This window comes from Blastococcus sp. SYSU DS0616 (assembly GCF_054051015.1).
Genome location: NZ_JBJHAJ010000007.1, coordinates 100,971 through 118,933 on the forward strand (window position 1 = coordinate 100,971; position 17,963 = coordinate 118,933).

19 protein-coding genes are annotated in these 17,963 nt (G+C 75.5%); 14 read left to right on the plus strand and 5 right to left on the minus strand.

Annotated elements, in window-relative coordinates:
* Positions 1 to 43: 43 nt before the first annotated feature.
* The 4 genes from def to ACI79K_RS07430 are packed head-to-tail and all read left to right on the plus strand — an operon-like array spanning position 44 to position 3,414.
* Positions 44 to 577: a peptide deformylase gene (gene def, locus ACI79K_RS07415; protein ID WP_456597758.1), complete on the plus strand. Its 534-nt coding sequence runs from the start codon at positions 44 to 46 to the stop codon at positions 575 to 577.
* Complete coding sequence (gene fmt / locus ACI79K_RS07420; RefSeq protein ID WP_456599368.1) at positions 526 to 1,506, plus strand: methionyl-tRNA formyltransferase; 981 nt, start codon at positions 526 to 528, stop codon at positions 1,504 to 1,506. Before def ends, fmt begins: the two co-directional genes overlap by 52 nt.
* Entirely contained in the window at positions 1,503 to 2,888 is a 1,386-nt protein-coding gene (locus ACI79K_RS07425) for an RsmB/NOP family class I SAM-dependent RNA methyltransferase (RefSeq protein ID WP_456599369.1), read from the plus strand. The genes fmt and ACI79K_RS07425 overlap by 4 nt, the downstream gene beginning before the upstream one ends.
* A 25-nt stretch (positions 2,889 to 2,913) precedes the next feature.
* Positions 2,914 to 3,414 carry a hypothetical protein gene (locus tag ACI79K_RS07430; protein WP_456599370.1) on the plus strand — a complete coding sequence of 167 codons (501 nt, stop codon included), beginning with the start codon at positions 2,914 to 2,916 and terminating at the stop codon, positions 3,412 to 3,414.
* 26 nt (positions 3,415 to 3,440) lie between these two features.
* Here ACI79K_RS07430 and ACI79K_RS07435 read toward each other — a convergent pair whose 3' ends face one another.
* The 4 genes from ACI79K_RS07435 to ACI79K_RS07450 all read right to left on the minus strand — a co-directional run bounded on the left by ACI79K_RS07435 (position 3,441) and on the right by ACI79K_RS07450 (position 7,939).
* Positions 3,441 to 5,009, minus strand: a complete 1,569-nt coding sequence (locus ACI79K_RS07435) for a DUF222 domain-containing protein (RefSeq protein WP_456599371.1) — start codon at positions 5,007 to 5,009, stop codon at positions 3,441 to 3,443.
* A gap of 157 nt (positions 5,010 to 5,166) precedes the next feature.
* Positions 5,167 to 6,645: an aldehyde dehydrogenase family protein gene (locus tag ACI79K_RS07440; RefSeq protein WP_456599372.1), complete on the minus strand. Its 1,479-nt coding sequence runs from the start codon at positions 6,643 to 6,645 to the stop codon at positions 5,167 to 5,169.
* A gap of 54 nt (positions 6,646 to 6,699) precedes the next feature.
* Entirely contained in the window at positions 6,700 to 7,302 is a 603-nt protein-coding gene (locus ACI79K_RS07445) for a hypothetical protein (RefSeq protein WP_456599373.1), read from the minus strand.
* Between the two features lie 7 nt (positions 7,303 to 7,309).
* Complete coding sequence (locus ACI79K_RS07450; protein ID WP_456588686.1) at positions 7,310 to 7,939, minus strand: universal stress protein; 630 nt, start codon at positions 7,937 to 7,939, stop codon at positions 7,310 to 7,312.
* 107 nt (positions 7,940 to 8,046) lie between these two features.
* Here ACI79K_RS07450 and rpe point away from each other — a divergent pair, with 107 nt between their 5' ends.
* The 8 genes from rpe (at position 8,047) to ACI79K_RS07490 (ending at position 13,979) form a co-directional block, all read left to right on the plus strand.
* Positions 8,047 to 8,718 carry a ribulose-phosphate 3-epimerase gene (rpe, locus tag ACI79K_RS07455; RefSeq protein ID WP_456588687.1) on the plus strand — a complete coding sequence of 224 codons (672 nt, stop codon included), beginning with the start codon at positions 8,047 to 8,049 and terminating at the stop codon, positions 8,716 to 8,718.
* Complete coding sequence (ribD, locus tag ACI79K_RS07460; RefSeq protein ID WP_456599374.1) at positions 8,715 to 9,791, plus strand: bifunctional diaminohydroxyphosphoribosylaminopyrimidine deaminase/5-amino-6-(5-phosphoribosylamino)uracil reductase RibD; 1,077 nt, start codon at positions 8,715 to 8,717, stop codon at positions 9,789 to 9,791. Before rpe ends, ribD begins: the two co-directional genes overlap by 4 nt.
* A 1-nt stretch (position 9,792) precedes the next feature.
* Positions 9,793 to 10,416, plus strand: coding sequence for a riboflavin synthase (locus tag ACI79K_RS07465; protein WP_456599375.1), 624 nt, complete (start codon positions 9,793 to 9,795; stop codon positions 10,414 to 10,416).
* A complete protein-coding gene (locus tag ACI79K_RS07470) occupies positions 10,413 to 11,732 on the plus strand; it encodes a bifunctional 3,4-dihydroxy-2-butanone-4-phosphate synthase/GTP cyclohydrolase II (RefSeq protein ID WP_456588690.1) in 1,320 nt (439 codons plus the stop codon). The genes ACI79K_RS07465 and ACI79K_RS07470 overlap by 4 nt, the downstream gene beginning before the upstream one ends.
* Positions 11,729 to 12,256 (plus strand): 6,7-dimethyl-8-ribityllumazine synthase, encoded by a 528-nt coding sequence (ribH, locus tag ACI79K_RS07475; protein WP_456588691.1) that lies wholly within the window; start codon positions 11,729 to 11,731, stop codon positions 12,254 to 12,256. The genes ACI79K_RS07470 and ribH overlap by 4 nt, the downstream gene beginning before the upstream one ends.
* Entirely contained in the window at positions 12,253 to 12,516 is a 264-nt protein-coding gene (locus ACI79K_RS07480; protein WP_456588692.1) for a phosphoribosyl-ATP diphosphatase, read from the plus strand. Before ribH ends, ACI79K_RS07480 begins: the two co-directional genes overlap by 4 nt.
* Positions 12,517 to 12,543: 27 nt before the next feature.
* Positions 12,544 to 13,410 (plus strand): ATP phosphoribosyltransferase, encoded by an 867-nt coding sequence (gene hisG / locus ACI79K_RS07485; RefSeq protein ID WP_456588693.1) that lies wholly within the window; start codon positions 12,544 to 12,546, stop codon positions 13,408 to 13,410.
* A gap of 86 nt (positions 13,411 to 13,496) precedes the next feature.
* Entirely contained in the window at positions 13,497 to 13,979 is a 483-nt protein-coding gene (locus ACI79K_RS07490; RefSeq protein WP_456599376.1) for an SSI family serine proteinase inhibitor, read from the plus strand.
* A 6-nt stretch (positions 13,980 to 13,985) separates the two neighbouring features.
* On the opposite strand, the gene ACI79K_RS07495 is transcribed toward ACI79K_RS07490, so the two are convergent.
* Entirely contained in the window at positions 13,986 to 14,978 is a 993-nt protein-coding gene (locus tag ACI79K_RS07495) for a DUF2877 domain-containing protein (RefSeq protein ID WP_456588695.1), read from the minus strand.
* Between the two features lie 393 nt (positions 14,979 to 15,371).
* Between ACI79K_RS07495 and ACI79K_RS07500 the strand changes: the two genes are divergently transcribed.
* On the plus strand, positions 15,372 to 17,177 hold the full coding sequence (locus ACI79K_RS07500) for a PucR family transcriptional regulator (RefSeq protein WP_456588696.1): 1,806 nt from the start codon (positions 15,372 to 15,374) through the stop codon (positions 17,175 to 17,177).
* A gap of 57 nt (positions 17,178 to 17,234) precedes the next feature.
* Positions 17,235 to 17,930, plus strand: a complete 696-nt coding sequence (locus ACI79K_RS07505) for an SDR family NAD(P)-dependent oxidoreductase (protein WP_456599377.1) — start codon at positions 17,235 to 17,237, stop codon at positions 17,928 to 17,930.
* Positions 17,931 to 17,963: the final 33 nt, after the last annotated feature.

The following is a 17,963-nucleotide window of genomic DNA, read 5'->3' on the forward strand; positions in this document are numbered from 1 at the left end:
CGCTGGCCGAGGACCGTGCCGGGCTCCCGCCTACGATCGTCGGGTGAGCGTCACCCCCATCCGGTTGTTCGGCGACCCGGTGCTGCACCGGCCGGCCGCGCCGGTCGTCGACTTCGACGCCGAGCTCCGGCAGCTCGTCACCGACCTGACCGAGACCATGCAGGCGGCCGGGGGTGCCGGGCTCGCGGCGCCGCAGATCGGCGTCGGGCTGCGCGTGTTCACCTGGTACGTCGACGGCGAGGTGGGTCACCTGGTCAACCCGGACGTCGCTGCCGTGGGCGAGGAGGTGCAGGACGGCCCCGAGGGCTGCCTGTCCATCCCCGACCTGCGCTACGACTGCCGCCGGCACCTGCACGTGGTCGCCTCCGGCTGGAACATGCACGGCGACCCGGTGCGCGTCGAGGGCTCGGAGCTGCTGGCCCGGGCCATCCAGCACGAGACCGACCACCTCGACGGCGTCCTGTTCGTCGACCGGCTGTCCGAGGTCGACCGCGCCGCCGCGCTCGCCGAGATCCAGGCCGCCGAGTGGGCCGGCTACGGCAGCTACCTCCCCGTCGTGAAGGTGAGTCCGCACTGAAGCTCCTGTTCGCCGGCACCCCGGCACCCGCCGTCCCGTCCCTGGAGGCGCTGCTCGCCTCCGACCACGAGGTCGTCGCCGTCCTCACCCGCCCGGACGCCCGCTCGGGGCGAGGCCGCAAGGTCAGCCGCTCGCCGGTCGCCGAGCGGGCCGATGCCGCCGGCGTCCCGGTGCTCCAGCCACGGACCCCCCGGGACCCGGAGTTCCTCGAGCAGCTCGTGGAGCTCGGCGTCGACTGTGTGCCCGTCGTCGCCTACGGCGCCCTCGTGCCCCAGGCGGCGCTCGACGTGCCGCGGCACGGCTGGGTCAACCTGCACTTCTCGCTGCTCCCCGCGTGGCGGGGCGCCGCGCCGGTGCAGCACGCGATCATGGCCGGCGACGAGGTGACCGGGGCATCGACGTTCCTCCTGGAGGCGGGGCTGGACACCGGCCCGGTGTACGGCACCCTCACCGAGACGATCAGGCCGCGGGACACCGCCGGTGACCTGCTCGAGCGCCTGGCGGTCAGCGGCGCGGAGCTGCTCCTGGCGACCCTCGACGGCATCGCCGCCGGAGCACTGGAGGCCCGTCCGCAGCCGGCCGACGGCGTCAGCCTGGCCCCGAAGGTCGAGACCGCGGACGCCCGGGTCGACTGGGCGCTGCCCGCGCACGTGGTGGACCGGCGGATCCGGGGGGTGACGCCGGCGCCCGGTGCCTGGACGACGTGGCGCGGCGAGCGGCTGCGGCTCGGGCCCGTCACGCCGCTGCCCGACGGAGCCGCACTGGATCCCGGCGAGGTGCATGCCGAGGGCCGGGAGGTGCTCGTGGGTACCGGGAGCGGCCCGGTGCGGCTGGGCGACGTGCAGCCGGCGGGCAAGCGGATGTTCCCGGCGGCCGACTGGGCCCGCGGCGCCCGGCCGGCCCCCGGCGAGCGGCTGGGCGGCGAGTGACCCGCCCGGCGCGCGGCGGCGGTCAGGGGCGACGGCGGCACCCGGCCACCCGCCGCCCGGTGCTGGACGGCGCCCGGCTGACCGCCTACGACGTCCTGGACGCCGTCTCCTCGCGGAAGGCGTTCGCCAACCTGCTGCTGCCGCAGCTGCTGCGCGAGCGGCAGCTCGACCCGCGGGACGCCGGCTTCGCCACCCAGCTGGCCTACGGGACGCTGCGCGCGCAGGGGACGCTCGATGCGATCCTCTCCGGCCTCGTCTCCCGCCCGCTGGGCGAGCTGGACCCGCGGGTGCTGGACCTGCTCCGGCTGGGCGCCTACCAGCTGGTCGACCTCCGGGTGCCCTCGCACGCGGCCGTGGACACCACCGTCGACCTCACCCGGGCGATCGTGGGCGCGGGCGCCTCCGGGCTGGTCAACGCCGTGCTGCGGAAGGTCGCCGCGGGCGGTGATCGGGCCGCGTGGTTGGCGAGGCTGGCCCCCGAGGGCGACGAGCGACTGGCGCTGACGACCGACCACCCGCGGTGGATCGTCGACGCCTGGCGGGACGCGCTCGGCGACGAGGCGGAGCTGGAGCAGGCGCTGCTGGCCGACGACGCCGCCCCGGAGGTGCACCTGGTCGCCCGGCGCATGGCGCGGGAGGACCTCGCCGAGGAGTCCGGCGGCGAGCCGGGGCCGTGGTCGCCGTACGCGGTACGGCTGGGCGGGGGAGACCCCGGCCGCCTGGCGTCGGTGCGCTCGGGCCGCGCCGCGGTGCAGGACGAGGGCAGCCAGCTGGCCGCGCTGCTGCTCACCCGGGCACCGAGCGAGGGGCCGGAGAGCGCCTGGCTGGACATGTGCGCCGGGCCGGGCGGCAAGGCCGGGCTGCTCGCCGTCACCCGGCCGGAGGGCGTGCGGCTCACCGCGGCCGACCGCGCCCCGCACCGGGCCGAGCTGGTGCGCCAGGCGCTCTCCGGCGAGGACGACGTCGAGGTGGTGGCCGCCGACGGCCGCGAGCCGCCGTGGGCGCCGGGGAGCTTCGACCGGGTGCTGCTGGACGCGCCCTGCACCGGGCTCGGCGCGCTGCGCCGCCGGCCGGAGGTCCGCTGGCGGCGGACACCGGAGGACGTCCCGTCGCTGGTGGAGCTGCAGACCGAGTTGCTCGCCGCCGCGCTGGCGTCGGTGCGCCCGGGCGGCGTGCTGGCCTACGTGACGTGCTCGCCGCACACCGAGGAGACGGTGGCCGTCGTCGACACCGCCGCCGCCCGGGACGACGTCGAGGTGCTGCCGGTGGCGCCGCTGTTCCCCGAGATCCCCGGCATCGCACGCGGCGACTACGCGCAGCTGTGGCCGCACCGGCACGGCACGGACGCCATGTTCATGGCGCTGCTCCGCCGGACGCGCTGACGCCGGTGGCGCTAGGTTCCGGCGCGTGCCCTGGTTGCCGGAGACCTTCACCCACCCCCTGCGTGCCGAGCTGCCCACGGGGGAGCACCTGCGCCCGATGGGGGCGGCGGACACCGAGATCGACCACCCGGCGGTCATGGGATCGCGGGAGCGGCTGTGGTCGATCTACGGCGAGGCGTGGGGCTGGCCCCCGGCGCACATGACGGTCGAGGCCGATCGCGAGGACCTCGCGCACCACGAGCGCGAGATCGCCGCGCACGAGAGCTTTCTCTACGGGGTCTTCCCCGAGGACGAGGCCGAGCTGCTCGGCTGTGTCTACATCGACCCGCCCACCAAGACCGGCGACGTCGGGGCCGAGGTGTCGTGGTGGGTCGTCGACCGGCTCGTGGGCAGCGACGTCGAGCGCGCGCTGGACGAGTTCGTGCCCCGGTGGCTGGCCGAGGAGTGGCCGCTGCCCGCCCCTGCCCGGCTCGTCGGCCGGGACCTCACCTGGGCGGAGTGGAACGCGCTCCCTGCCCGCGACTGACGGCGGCCGGCGCCCGCGGCGGGGCCTCAGAAGGGTGGTGGGTCCTCCGCCGGTGGTGGCGGTGGTGGTTGCGGTGGTGCGGTGAGGACGCGATAGCCGGGTGGTCGGCTGGTGCGGCTGACCCCGGTGGGGGTGATGACGGTGAGGACGCCGTCGTCGCTGAGCGTGTGGGTCCAGCCGGGGGCGAAGGTCTTGAGCCGGTGGTGGTGGCGGCACAGGCAGCACAGGTTCTCGCAGGCCGTGGCGCCGCCGTCGGCGTGCGGGATGACGTGGTCGAGGTCGGCCCAGCCGGCGGGCACGGTGCAGCCGGGGTGCCGGCAGGTGCGATCCCGCGTTGCGAGGAAGCGTTGCTGGGCGGCCGAGGGCCGGTAGCGGTCGATCGGCCCGGGAACGCCGAGCAGCGGGCAGCCGCAGGACCGGTCGGGGTCTTTGGGGTCGGCGGGGTGGTCGGCGCAGCCGCGGGTGGCCAGCTTCTCCAGCTCGGCGCGGCCGGTGACCGCCCGCAGCTTGCCGGTGGCGTCGGTGAGCGCGATCTGCAGGCTGCCGGCGGGTGGGGCCTGCACGCCTGCGGCATCCAGGGCGGCGAGTAGTTCGCGCAGGTGGGCGGCGGTGATCGGCTCCCCGTCCACCTCCCCCACCGGCGCGGGCGTGCCGGGCCGGGTGAACGCGGCCGGCAGTGATGCACCAGAGGCGAGGAAACCCGCCGGGGTCAGCGCGGACAGCGGCGCCACCACCGTCAGGTGCGCGGTCACCGATGGCTGCTGCTGCCAGGGGCGCAGCAGCAGATCGGTGAGGGCTCCGGTGCGCAGCATGCCGATCGGCCGAGCATCGCCGGCGTCCTTCGCCGCCCGGGCGTGGGCATCGACCGCCTGGCGGCAGGCCCGGGCCTCGGGATGGGGCAGCAGGGCGCGCAGCTCGCTCATCCCGTCCCCGACCGGGCGCACCGTCACATCCGCTGCCCGCTGCCGGGCCCGTCGGCGGCGGTCGGCCGCGGCGGCGTCGCGGGCGATCAGCTCGGCGCGCACCGCCTCCCGCAGCTTCCCCACCCCCAACTCGGTGGCGGTGGGCAGGACGGCGGTCTCCATGGCGGCGATCACGCCCGGGTCGGTGTCCCGCCCGGTCGCAGCGACCTCGGCGGCCATCGCCCGGGCACGGGGCCAGTCCAACCGCCCCAGCCGCAGCCGTGTGTACGTCGCGGGCAGCAGCGTGGTGAGCACCTCGGCGTGCTCCAGCTGCGTCACCGCCGCCGTGCGGCTGCAGTTCTGCACCGCGGCCAGCTCATCGGGCACGAACTCACTGACCTCTGGCGGCCCCACGGTGCCAGCGCGCTCGCCGCCGGGCAGCGGATCGGCCGGAGCCGGGCGCGCCGCGGCCAGATCCATCACCAGCTCCACCCGCAACGCCGCCAACTGCGCCTCCGCGGCCACGATCTGACCCAGCAGCTCCGCCGCCTCCGCCGCACCCCGCCGGGCCGGCAACCACGCGCTCAACGGTTCACCCAACCGCGGCAACGGATCAGGGTCGGCCAGCTCCCACTCCGACGGCGAGCTCACCGGCATCACGGTCACCCCGACCGCGAACCCGACCACCGACATACCCGCAGGTTAGGACGGGGGTACGACAGTTTCAGCAGGTCGACGCCGCGCGCGGGTCGACCGGTCAGCCCGGCGACCAGCCCCGCCAGCAGCCCGATCACCGGGCCGTTCGGTTGTGGCGCCGGGTGGCCCCACGGGGAGGCCACCCGGCCGACCGTCAGAAGGGGAACTGCCGCCGGGTGTGCTGGACGCTGATCCAGTGGTCGGTGGTGAACTCCTCGATCGCCCACTCACCGCCGAACCGGCCGAGCCCCGAGTCCTTCTCGCCGCCGAACGCGGTGTTGTTCTCGTCGTTGAGCGGGGAGTCGTTGACGTGGGTCATGCCCGCCTCCACCTGCAGCGCGAAGTTGACGCCGCGCAGGGTGTCCCGGGTGAAGACGGCGCTGGAGAGCCCGTACTCGGTGTCGTTGGCGATCGCCAGCGCGTCGGCCTCGTCGCGGGCGCGGATGATCGTCGCGACCGGGCCGAAGACCTCCTGCCGGGCGGTGGCGACGTCGTTCGTCCCCAGCAGCACGTGCGGCGGCAGCACCGAGCCGATCGGCCCGGTCGGGTCGCCGCCGAGCAGCTGGTCGGCGCCGTCCTCGCGCGCCTGGGCGACCTTCTCCTGGATCCCCTCGAGCTGCTTGCCGTTGATGATCGGGCCGATCACGGTGTCGCCCTCGCGGGGGTCGCCGGCCTTGAGCCCGCGCACCCGCTCCACGTAGCGGTCGACGAACTCGTCGTGCACCGCGGCGTCCACCACGATCCGGTTGGTGATCATGCACACCTGGCCCTGGTGGAAGAACTTGCCGAACACGGCGGCGTCGACGGCGTATTCCAGGTCGGCGTCGTCGAGCACCACCAGCGGGCCGTTGCCGCCCAGCTCGAGCGAGAGCTTCTTCAACCCCGCCTTCTCGGCGATGCCCTTGCCCACCGGGGTGGACCCGGTGAAGGAGACGACGCGCGGCGTGGGGTGGCTGACGATCGCGTCCCCGATGTCGCGCCCGGCGCCGATGACGACCGACAGCAGCCCCGGCGGCAGCCCGGCCTCCTCGTAGACCTTGGCCAGCAGGAGGCCGCCGGTCACCGGGGTGTCGCCGGCCGGCTTGAGGACGACGGCGTTCCCGAGCGCCAGGGCGGGCGCGACCGAGCGGTTGGACAGGTGCATCGGGACGTTCCAGGGGCTGATCACGGCCACCACGCCCACCGGGCGGCGGTAGACCCGGCTCTCCTTGCCCTCGATGTCGGCCGGCAGGATCCGGCCCTCCATCCGGTACGGGTAGGACGACGCCTCGTGGAAGTCCCGCAGGGTGATCGCGAACTCGAACTCGGCGGCCGGTGCCGCGGCCCCGCTCTCGCGGATGTGCCAGTCGACGATCTCGTCCTTGCGCGCCTCCATGATCCGGGCGGCGCGGCGCATCACGTCGGCGCGGTCGCTGGGCAGCCGGGCCGCCCACTCGCGCTGCGCCTGCTTGGCGGTCGCGTACGCCTCGTCGAGATCCTCGGCGTTCGCCAGCGGGATCTCGGTCAGCGTCTCGCCGGTGTAGGGATCGGTGTCGGTGGCGGTCTTCCCGGCGCGCCCGGCGCGCCAGGTGCCGCCGATCGGCATGCGGTCGAAGCCGTCGTAGCGCTCGGGGGCGGTGGTGTCGGAAGCCATGGATCTGGCCCTACCCGGTCGTGTGCGACGGACACGTGGCGGTGGGCCGGCCGGTCAGCTGCGGGCAGGTCCGGGCGGGTCGGCGAGCCAGCGACGGCCGGCCCGGGCCTGGGTGGTGCTGTCCACCAGGAGGACCACGCCCGCGATCGTCACCAGGACGGCGCCCGGGACCGTGGTCCCGAGCTCATCCCAGTCGCCCAGGACCACGTGGATGCCGATGATGGCCGGGACGCCTACCCGGGCGAAGAACCGCTGGCGCGCCATCCGGTCCGCCACGTGGTCGGCTCGCGCTCGCCGGCCCGGCCCCGGGTCCCTGTGGTGGACGACGGCGTATTCGGCCAGCAGGCGCTCCTGCTGCCGTTGCCGGCCGCGCTCGGTCCCCAGGAGACCCCATCCCAGGAGCGCCAGGACGAGGGCACCAGCGGCTACGGCGGTCCACGTGCCCGTGGACCAGCTCGCCGGCTCCAGCCGCAGCAGAGCGAAGCCGACCGCGAAGGGCGGCAGGCCACCCGCGAGCATGCGGAGCTCGTGCCGGGCCCGCTCGCGCACCGCCGCGGCGGCATCCTCGGCCGGCAGGGGCCGGGTCCGCGCGGTGGACGCGCCGGACCGGCTGGTCCCGGTCGCCTGCGCCGGACCGTGGAACGGTTGCCCGGTCACCGCCCGGTCACCGCCCGGCGACGGGGCCGGCGAGCAGCACCGGCACGGGGGAGTGGTGGGTGACGTGCTCGGCGACGCTGCCGAGCATGCGGTGGGACAGGCCGCGGCCCCGCCGGCCCACGACGACGACGTCGGCGTCCTCCTGGCCGGCCACCTCCAGCAGCGCCGAGCCCGGCCGGCCGCTCACCAGCTCGACGACCGGCCTGGCCCCGGAGAACCAGGTGGTCCGCTCCTCCAGCAGGCCGCGGCACCGGTCCCGCTCGGTGCGGTCGGCGAACTCGACGACGTCGGGATCGACCGCCATCACGAGCACCACCCGGGTGCCGTCGCCGGAGAAGAGCTGTGCCGCGTCCCGCAGCGACCGGTCGGACTCCGCGGACCCGTCGACGCCCACGACGACCGTCACCGCGCCGTCGGCCCGCGCGGACTCGGCGTCCGCGAGCGGTGTCCGCTCGACCACCCGGTGCTCGCGCCGCCCGCGCTCGATCGCCACCGGCACGAACAGCGGCCCGAGGACGGCGCCGAGGAAGTACCACTGGGGATCGCGGTAACCCCGGCGGCCGAGGAAGAGGGCGGCACCACAACCCACGGCTATCCAGACGACGAGGACGAGGACGACGAGGGCGGGTGTCGGCATGGTGCTCCTCCCGTGCAAGCGGGCCACGGCGTTCGCGCCCCTACGTGGCTGACGACCGGCGGAGGGATCGGGTTCCGGCACGTGGCCGCCACCTAGACTCGGCGGACGTGCCCCGGCAACCGTTGATCGCGCCCAGCCTGCTGTCCGCGGACTTCGCCCGCCTGGCCGACGAGGTGGCGCGCGTGGCCGACGCGGACTGGCTGCACGTCGACGTCATGGACGCGCACTTCGTGCCGAACCTGACCCTGGGGCTCCCGGTCGTCCAGGCGATCGAGCGGGTCAGCCCCGTGCCCCTGGACTGCCACCTCATGATCGAGCACCCCGAGCGCTGGGCGCCGGGGTACGCCGAGGCCGGGGCGCGCAACGTCACCGTGCACGCGGAGGCCTGCACCGATCCGCGGGCGGTGGCCCGGGACCTGCGCGCCGCGGGCGCGCTGGCCGGGCTGGCGATCAAGCCGGGCACGCCCCTGGAGGACTACCTCGACGTCCTCGCCGACTTCGACACCCTGCTGGTCATGAGCGTGGAGCCCGGCTTCGGCGGGCAGTCGTTCATCGCCGACGTGCTGCCCAAGGTGCGGCGGGCCCGGGAGCTCGTGGACGCCGGCGAGCTGACCCTCCTCGTGGAGATCGACGGCGGCATCAACGCCGACACCATCGAGCAGGCCGCCGAGGCAGGGGTGGACATGTTCGTCGCCGGGTCGGCGGTCTACGGCGCCGACGACCCCGGGAAGGCGATCGCCGCGCTGCGCGCGCAGGCCGCCGCGGCGATGCCCGGGTGAGCGCCTCCCTGGCCGAACTGCGCGGGATGGCCCGCGCCCGGGAGCTCGGCGTCGCGGTCCTCGGCACGACGAGCCCCAACCCCGCGGTGGGCGCGGTGGTCCTGGCCGCCGACGGCAGCGTCGTGGGGGAGGGGGCCACCGCCCCGCCCGGCGGTCCGCACGCCGAGGTGCGCGCCCTGGCCCAGGCCGGTGAGCGGGCCCGCGGCGGCACCGCCGTCGTCACGCTGGAGCCGTGCGCGCACACCGGGCGCACCGGTCCGTGCGCCGATGCGCTGCTGGCCGCCGGCATCGCGCGGGTCGTCGTCGCCGTGCCCGAGCCGACCGAGCTGGCCGGTGGGGGCGCGGAACGGCTGCGCGCCGCCGGGGTCGAGGTGGTCGTCGGTGTCGAGCGGGACGCGGCCGAGCGCGGGGCGCTCGCCGGGTGGCTGACCGGGGTCCGCGAACAGCGGCCGTACGTGATCTGGAAGGTGGCGGCCACGCTGGACGGTCGCGTCGCCGCGGCCGACGGCAGCAGCCGCTGGATCACCGGGCCCGAGGCGCGGGCCGAGGTGCACCGGCTGCGGGCCGGCTGCGACGCCGTCGTCGTCGGTTCCGGCACCGCCCTCACCGACGACCCGCAGCTCACCGTGCGCGACGAGGACGGCCGGGACGCCGACCGGCAACCGCTCCGGGTGGTCGTCGACCGCCGGGACCGGCTGCCGGCCTCGGCCCGGGTGCTCGACGACGCCGCGCCCACGCTGGTCAGTCGCGCCGGGAGCCCGGCCGAGCTGCTCGCCGAGCTGTTCGCCCGCGACGTCCGCCGGGTGCTGCTCGAGGGCGGCCCGACGCTCGCTGCCGCGTTCCTGCGGGCGGGCCTGGTCGACGAGGCCGTCGTGCACCTCGCGCCGAAGCTGCTGGGCGCCGGTCCCTCGCTCGTCGGCGACCTGGGAATCACCGGGATCGGCGCGGCGCTGTCCTACTCGGTCGCCGACGTCCTCCCGTTGGGTGGGGACGTGCAGATCCGGCTGTACCCCACCGGGCACACTGAGGGCGGCACCCGCACCGGCGGGACCGGCACGGACGGAGGGAGCTGAGGTGTTCACCGGCATCGTCGAGGAGGTGGGCACCCTGGCCCGGCGCGAGGACCAGGGCGACTCCGCCGTCCTCAGCATCCGCGCCCGCACCGTCCTGACCGACGTCTCGCTGGGCGACTCCATCGCCGTCAACGGCGTCTGCCTCACCGTCACCGGCGTCCAGCCGAGCGTGGACGGCGCCGGTGTGTGGACCACCGACGTGATGGCCGAGACGCTGCGCCGAAGCAGCCTGGACGCCGTCGCCGAGGGCGCACCGGTCAACCTGGAGCGCGCCGTCGCGCCGCACACCCGCCTGGGCGGGCACATCGTGCAGGGCCACGTCGACGGCGTGGGCCAGATCCTGTCCCGCACGCCGGCGGAGCACTGGGAGGTCGTGCGCATCGGCCTGCCCACCGGGCTCGCCCGCTACGTCGTCGAGAAGGGCTCCATCGCCGTCGACGGCGTCTCGCTGACCGTCAGCGCGGTCAGCGCAGCGACCGACGCCGAACCCTGGTTCGAGGTCAGCCTCATCCCCACCACTCTCCGCGAGACCACGCTCGGCGCGCGCGCCCCGGGGGAGCCCGTCAACCTGGAGGTCGACGTGATCGCCAAGTACGTGGAACGTCTGCTGGGGGCCCGCGCATGAACGAGCCCCGCACCCGGCTGGACTCCATCGAGTCGGCCATCGCCGCCATCAAGGACGGCCGGCCCGTGGTCGTCGTCGACGACGAGGACCGCGAGAACGAGGGCGACCTCATCTTCGCCGCGGAGCTCGCCACCCCGGAGCTGGTGGCGTTCATGGTCCGCTACACCTCCGGCTACATCTGCGTGGCCGTGACCGAGGCCGACGCCGACCGGCTGGACCTGCCGCCCATGCACCGGGTGAACCAGGACCGCCTCGGTACCGCCTACACGGTCACCGTCGACGCCCGGGAGGGCGTCACCACCGGCATCTCCGCCGCCGACCGCGCGCACACCATCCGCACCCTCGCCGCCGCGGAGACCACCTCGGCCGACCTCGCCCGGCCCGGCCACGTCGTGCCGCTGCGGGCCCGCGACGGTGGTGTGCTGCGGCGCCCCGGGCACACCGAGGCCGCCGTCGACCTCGCGCTGCTGGCCGGGCTGCGCCCGTCCGGCGTGCTCTGCGAGATCGTCAGCGAGAAGGACCCGATCGGCATGGCCCGCAGCGAGGAGCTGCGGCTGTTCGCCGACGAGCACGACCTGTGCATGATCTCGATCGCCGACCTGATCGCCTACCGCAAGCGGTTCGACAAGCTGGTCGAGCGGGTGGCCGAGGCGATCGTGCCGCTGGCCCCCGGCACGTTCACCGCCGTCGGCTACTCGAGCTCCTACGACGAGCGCGAGCACGTGGCCTTCGTCTACGGGGACATCGGCGACGGCGAGGACGTGCTGGTGCGGGTGCACTCCGAGTGCCTCACCGGCGACGTCTTCGGCTCGCTGCGCTGCGACTGCGGGCCCCAGCTGCAGGCCGCGCTCGCCGCCGTCGCCCAGGAGGGCCGCGGCATCGTGCTCTACATCCGCGGGCACGAGGGCCGGGGAATCGGCCTGCTGCACAAGCTGCAGGCCTACCAGCTGCAGGACATGGGGGTCGACACCGTCGACGCCAACCTCGACCTCGGGCTGCCCGCCGACGCGCGCGACTACGGCACCGGCGCGCAGATCCTCGTCGACCTGGGCGTGCACACCATGCGGTTGCTGACCAACAACCCGGCGAAGCGCGCCGGCCTGGAGGGCTACGGCCTGCGGGTGCTCGGCCGGGTGCCGCTGCCCAGCCACGTCACCGCGGAGAACCTCGGGTACCTGCGCACCAAGCGCGACCGGATGGGCCACCTGCTCGACATCATCGAGCCCGAGACCGAGTCCGGTCCGGCCGACGCCCCGGGCGCCACGACGGTGCCGGGCACCGACGTGCCCCTCGGCCAGGACGAGCAGCCGGCATGAGCGGCAGCGGAGCGCCGCAGGCGACCCCGGTCGACGCGGCCGGGCTGACGCTGGGCATCGTCGCCACCACGTGGCACGCCGAGATCACCGGGACGCTCCTGGACCGTGCCGTCGCCGCCGCCGAGGCCTGCGGGGTTCCCGCGCCGACCGTCGTCCGCGTGCCGGGCGCGGTGGAGCTGCCCGTCGTGGCGCAGGCCCTGGCCGAGCGCCACGACGCCGTCGTCGCGCTCGGCGTCGTCGTGCGCGGGGGGACGCCCCACTTCGAGTACGTCTGCGATGCCGTGACCGCGGGGCTCACCCGCGTCGCCCTCGACGCCGGCAAGCCGGTGGGCAACGGCGTCCTCACCACCAACGACGAGCAGCAGGCCCGCGACCGGTCCGGCCTGCCCGGCTCGGCCGAGGACAAGGGCTGGGAGGCCACCCTCGCCGCGCTGCAGACCGCGCTCGTGCTCCGCGAGCTGCGGACGCCGCAGCGGCAGACCGGGTTCTCCGCGACCCCCGCCCGTCAGGAGGCACGGTCGTGAAGACCTTCGACAGCCTGTTCGCCGAGCTCTCCGCCAAGGTGGCCGCCGGGGATGCTGCCTCCGGCACCGTCGCCGCGGTGCGGGACGGCGTGCACGCAGCCGGCAAGAAGGTCGTGGAGGAGGCCGCCGAGTCCTGGATGGCGGCCGAGCACGAGGGTGCCGACCGCACCGCCGAGGAGATCAGCCAGCTGCTCTACCGGGTGCAGGTGCTCATGCTGGCGCGGGGCCTCACGCTCGACGACGTCTACACCCACCTCTGATCCACCCCGAGACACAGGAGATCGAAAGTGCTGCGCGTCGCCGTGCCGAACAAGGGTGTGCTGAGCGAGCCGGCGGCGGAGATGCTCGCCGAGAGCGGCTACCGCCAGCGGCGCAGCACCAAGGACCTCGCCGTCTACGACCCCGACAGCGACACCGAGTTCTTCTACCTGCGCCCGCGCGACATCGCGGTGTACGTGGCCGCCGGCACGCTCGACGTGGGCATCACGGGCCGGGACATGCTGCTGGAGACCGCCCCGGCCGATGGTGAGGGCCCGAGCGCGGTGGAGGACATGCCGCTGGGCTTCGGCCGCTCCTCGTTCCGGTTCGCGACCCCCGTGGAGTCGGCGATCCAGCAGGTCGAGCAGCTGGCCGGCAAGCGGATCGCCACCGCCTACCCGGTGCTCCTGCGGCGCTACCTGGACGAGCAGGGGCTCAAGGCCGACGTGGTGAAGCTCGACGGCGCGGTGGAGACCGCCTGCCGGCTGGGCGTCGCGGACGCGGTCTGCGACGTGGTGGAGACCGGGACGACGCTGCGCGCCGCCGGGCTGCACATCATCGGGGAGCCCGTGCTCAGCAGCGAGGCCATCCTCGTGCGCCGTGAAGGGTCCGAGGAGATCCCCGCGGTGGCGCAGCTGCGCCGTCGGCTCCGCGGCGTGCTGGTCGCGCGGCAGTACGTGATGCTCGACTACGACTGCCCCAACGAGCTGCTCGACCGCGCCACCGCGGTCACCCCGGGCATCGAGGGGCCGACGGTCAGCCCGCTGCAGACCCCGGGCTGGTCGGCGGTGCGGGCCATGATCGCCCGCACCGAGACCAACCGGGTGATGGACGAGCTGTGGGAGCTCGGTGCCCGGGCGATCCTCGTCACCAGCATCCACGCCTCCCGGATCTGACGGACCCGCCGCTCGGGGCCTCCTGGCGAGCAGCCGGGCGCCGGCTGCGGTGGAACCCGAGGGCGGCGTCGCTCGTCTGCACCGGCATGCGACGCCTGCTGCTGCTCGCCCTCCTCGCCTCCGCGCTCGTGCTCGGCGCCTGCGCCACGGGGCGGGGCGACGGGGACGCGTCGTCGACCGGTGACGGGCGCGACGCGACCGGCGGTGGCCCGTCGGGCATCGCGCAGGCGGCGAACGACCTGCGGATCGTGGTCGACCGCGGGGACGGGACGCCGCCGGAGACCTGGACGCTGACCTGCGCCGGCGTCGCGGAGGGCACCCACCCGCGGGCGGAGGAGGCCTGCGCCCGTCTCGAGGACATGGCCGAGCCGTTCGCGCCGCTGCCGGACGACCGGGTCTGCACCGAGCAGTACGGCGGTCCGCAGACGGCCCGCATCACCGGGCGCTGGAACGGCGCGCCGGTCGACCTGGAGCTGTCCCGCGTCGACGGCTGCCGCATCGCGCAGTGGGACGCCCTGGGTCCCGTCCTGCCCGTACCGGTGGGGGAGGCGGCGACGCCGCTCGGCTGACGCCGGTCAGCGGACGCGCGCGGTGCGATCCACCAGGTCGATGGCGGTGCACAGACCCAGTGCCATGGCCCGGCCGCTGGTGGCCCCGGTGGCCAGCAGGCGGCCGATCGCCGGCCCGAGCGGGCGCTCGCCGACCAGCCCGCGGAGCACGGCGGCGTACTCACCGCTGACCTGCCCCGCTGCCGCGTGCCGCAGGAGCGCGCGGGACAGCTCGGTGGTGCGGCCACCGGCCAGCGAGCACACGCCCGCGGCGAAGCGCTCCGCTGCCGGGTGCCCGAGGAGCACCAGGCCCGCGATCGTCCCGGCCACGACGTCGTCACCGGCCGGCGTCAGCCCGGGGCCGAGGCCGATGAGCCGGGTGGCGGTGCGCAGCGCGGCCTCGAGGTCGGCGCGACGCACCGCGCCGCGCAGGGCGGCCAGCGGGCCGCCGGGCCCCGTGGGCAGCCCGGGCAGGGTGAAGGCGCTGTGCGGGACGCCCTCGCCGTAGAGGGCGGTGCGCAGCTGCCGGACCCCCTCGGGCAGGAGCGCGGGCCGTCCACCGGGCAGCCGCGGCCGCGGGTCCCACCAGGCCGACGCGCTGACCGCGAGGTCCCCGACGACGATCCGCCCGGCCCCCACCTCGGCGGGGGCGCCCGCCGGGAGCCCGGTCAGCGGGCGCCCGTTGCTCGGGCGGAAGAGGACGCAGCCCAGCGGCAGCCGGGCCGCATCGCTGGTCAGGACGCCGACGACCTCACCGAGGCCGCGCTCACCGGCCACCTGCACGTAGAGGGCGGCGGGGAGGCTCAGCAGCACGCGCGCCGGGCGGACGGGGCCGCGCAGCACGTCGGCGACGGCGGTGCTCGCCGCGGCGGGCACCGCCGACGGCGCCGCCGTCGGCAGGGTGCGGGCGGCTCGCGCCGACTCCCGGGGCAGGGGGATCGTCGGGACGCCGGCGCGACCCCGCCCGGCGAGGTGTCCGCTCGAGCCGCTCCGGACCTCGGTGTCGTCGATCGCGCGCATGGGCCGCCCTCCACCCCTCGGGACGACGGAGGCCGGTGGATCGGCGCTCCGCCCCTCGGTCCACCGGCCGCGAGGAGGGTGCACACGCCCCTGCACGGAGCGCCTACGATCCAGCGAGCAGGTGGAACGAGGTCGAACCTAAGCGGCGCGTCGCACGCCCTCTTATGGCGGATGTCGCCAAGAATGGATGGCGGCGTCCGGGGACACCTGACAGGCCGCTGCCGTGTGGCACCCTGGACGACGACTGGAAGGGGATGCCTTGTGACACAGAGTGATTCGTCACTCCTGGCGTCTACTCGCGGTAGTGGAACCACCCCGTTCCGTCGCAACTGGTCGGTCGACGAGTCGCCCCGGGCCGAGCGGCGCGGCGAGCGCGCGAGCTGGCAGCAGCGGATGGGCCTGACCGTGGAGGAGGCGCTGGACCTCCCCGTCCTCGCGGGGAGCACCGTGACCAGCGGCTCGGCCGGGCTCGGCCGGGTGATCCGCCACATGGTCGTCGACGACCCTGCGGAGCCGCTGGCCGCCGCGGGCCCCGACGTGCTCGTCGTCCTCGGCGCCCGCCTCCCTCCCGCCGACCCGGCCAGCTGCCGGGCGCTGGTCGAGCGGCTCGAGGCCGCCGGCACCGCGGCGCTGGCCTACCGGCGCGTCGACGGGCCACCGCCGCTGCCCGCCGAGGTCCTGGCCGAGTCGGAGCGCCGCGGTCTCCCGGTGCTCGCGCTGCCGCCGACGGCACGGCTCGACGAGGTCGTCTCCGGCGTGCTGGGCGCCGTCGTCGCCAAGCAGGGGCAGGCCCTCGCCCTGTCCTCGCGCATGGACGACGAGTTCACCGAGGTGGCGCTCACCGGTGGCGGCCTGGCCGAGGTGACCCAGCGCCTCGCCGTGATGCTCGAGGGCGCCGCGGTGCTGGGCCTCGGCCCGGACCGGGAGGTCGTCACCAGCGCCGGCCCCGCCGACGACGTCGCCGAGATCAGCGACTGGCTGTGGCTCCTCGACGCCGCCGCCGACGACGAGCTGGCCGCCATGGCGCCGTCGCTGCGGCTCTCCGGGGTCCGCGCGGACCAGACGGTGGTCACGCCGGCCGACCTGAACGCGGACCTCTCACCCGCCGACGGCATCCTGCTCGTGCCCGGGCACCACGAGCTGCCCGGCGGGATCGGCGAGTACGCGGTGGCGCCGATCATGGCGGGCGACCAGCGGCACGGCTGGCTCGTCGCCGTCCACCGGACCGGCGCGATGATGCTGGGCGCCGGCGGCGTGCTGGAGCGGGCCGCGGTCATCGCCGCGCTGTCGGTGATCCGGCTGCAGGCGGTCCACTCGGTGGAGCTGCGTTTCCAGGGGGACCTGGTCCGCCGGCTGGTGGGGGGCGCGGTGGGCCACACCGAGCGGACGCTGGCCTACACCCGCTCGTTCGGCTGGCGGCTGGACGGACCGGTCGCGGTGCTGGTGACCGCCACCGAGACCGTGGCCGACGCGGCGGCCGACCCCACCCGCGCCCTCGACGTCCTGGACCGGCTGGCCGACGGCTGGCGCGCCGCGTTGGAGTCGGAGGTGGCCGGCGCGGCCGTCGCGGGGCTGGCCACGGAGATCGTGACGCTGCTGCCCCTGGACGGGCGCACGCCGGAGGAGCTGTCGGCACTGGTCTCCGCCGTGACCTCTCGGGTCAACGGGCGGCTGCGCCGGGTGGGCCGGTTGCTGGGCACCGGCATCGGCCGGCCGGCCGGATCGCTCTCGGAGCTGGCCGAGGTGCACCGGCAGGCGCAGCGCGCGCTCGGTGTCGGGCAGGAGATCCACGGCGCGTCGTCGGTCGTCCACTTCGACCAGCTCGGGGTGTTCCGGCTGCTGTCGCTGATCCCCGACAGCACCGAGCTGCGTTCCTACGTCGACGAGGTGCTCGGCCCGCTGGCCGACGCCGTCGACGCCGATGCCGCCGACCTCCGGGAGACCCTGCGGGTGCTGCTGGAGACGAACCTGAACGTCGCGGAGTCCGCCCGGCGGCTGCACTTCCACTACAACACGATGCGCTACCGGATCGGGAAGCTGGAACGGATGCTCGGGCCGTTCACCACCGACCCGACGCTGCGGCTGAACCTCCTGCTGGCGCTGCACGCCGCCCGCATGCGCGGCCTGGACCAGCCGGCGCGCCCGCCGCTGGACGGCGGCCTCGGCCCGCTCGACGACGGGTTCGACGCCCTCCTCTGAGGACCGCGCTGCGCGGCCGACGTGCGCCGCCGGGTGCTGCGTGGGAAGGATGTCCGCATGACCCAGGTCGATCGTCCCCTCGCCGGCACGGTGGCCCTCGTGACGGGGGCGTCCTCGGGGATCGGCGAGGCCACGGCGGTCGCCCTGGCCGGGGCCGGGGCTGCCGTCGCCCTCGGAGCGCGGCGGAGCGACCGGGTCGAGGCGCTCGCCGGTCGGCTGCGCGGCGGCGGGACGGCGGTGCTGCCGCTGGCCCTGGACGTCACCGACGAGCGGGCGTGCGCCGATGCCGTCGCGCGCACCCGGTCGGAACTGGGCGGCCTCGACGTCCTGGTGAACAACGCCGGCGTCATGCTCCTGGGCACGATCGCCGGGGCCGACACCGAGGACTGGCGCCGGATGATCGACACCAACGTCATGGGCGTGCTCTACATGACCCACGCGGCCCTCGACGGGATGCTCGAGCAGGGGTCGGGCGACATCGTGAACATCTCCAGCGTCGCCGGGCGGCAGGCCCGCAAGGGCGCCGGGGTGTACAACGCCAGCAAGTGGGCGGTGAACGCCTTCAGCGAGTCGCTGCGCCAGGAGGTCACCGGCCGCGGGGTGCGGATCGGCTGGTCGAGCCCGGCGCGGTCAGCACCGAGCTCACCGACCACATCACCCAGCCCGCGGCGAAGGCCGCCTCGGTGCAGATGTACTCGAGCATGCGGGCGCTGCACGCCGAGGACATCGCCCGCGCCGTCCTCTACCTGGTGACCCAGCCGCCGCACGTCGCGGTCAACGAAGTGC

Bases quoted from the DNA above. Each gene is read 5' to 3' on its own strand.
- ACI79K_RS07495 (WP_456588695.1), bottom strand. From the start codon at position 14,978: ATGCGCGCGATCGACGACACCGAGGTCCGGAGCGGCTCGAGCGGACAC.
- ACI79K_RS07440 (WP_456599372.1), bottom strand. From the start codon at position 6,645: ATGGCTTCCGACACCACCGCCCCCGAGCGCTACGACGGCTTCGACCGC.
- ribH (WP_456588691.1), top strand. From the start codon at position 11,729: ATGAGCGGCAGCGGAGCGCCGCAGGCGACCCCGGTCGACGCGGCCGGG.
- ACI79K_RS07490 (WP_456599376.1), top strand. From the start codon at position 13,497: ATGCGACGCCTGCTGCTGCTCGCCCTCCTCGCCTCCGCGCTCGTGCTC.
- ACI79K_RS07500 (WP_456588696.1), top strand. From the start codon at position 15,372: ATGGGCCTGACCGTGGAGGAGGCGCTGGACCTCCCCGTCCTCGCGGGG.
- ACI79K_RS07505 (WP_456599377.1), top strand. From the start codon at position 17,235: ATGACCCAGGTCGATCGTCCCCTCGCCGGCACGGTGGCCCTCGTGACG.
- ACI79K_RS07470 (WP_456588690.1), top strand. From the start codon at position 10,413: ATGAACGAGCCCCGCACCCGGCTGGACTCCATCGAGTCGGCCATCGCC.
- ACI79K_RS07450 (WP_456588686.1), bottom strand. From the start codon at position 7,939: ATGCCGACACCCGCCCTCGTCGTCCTCGTCCTCGTCGTCTGGATAGCC.
- ACI79K_RS07435 (WP_456599371.1), bottom strand. From the start codon at position 5,009: ATGTCGGTGGTCGGGTTCGCGGTCGGGGTGACCGTGATGCCGGTGAGC.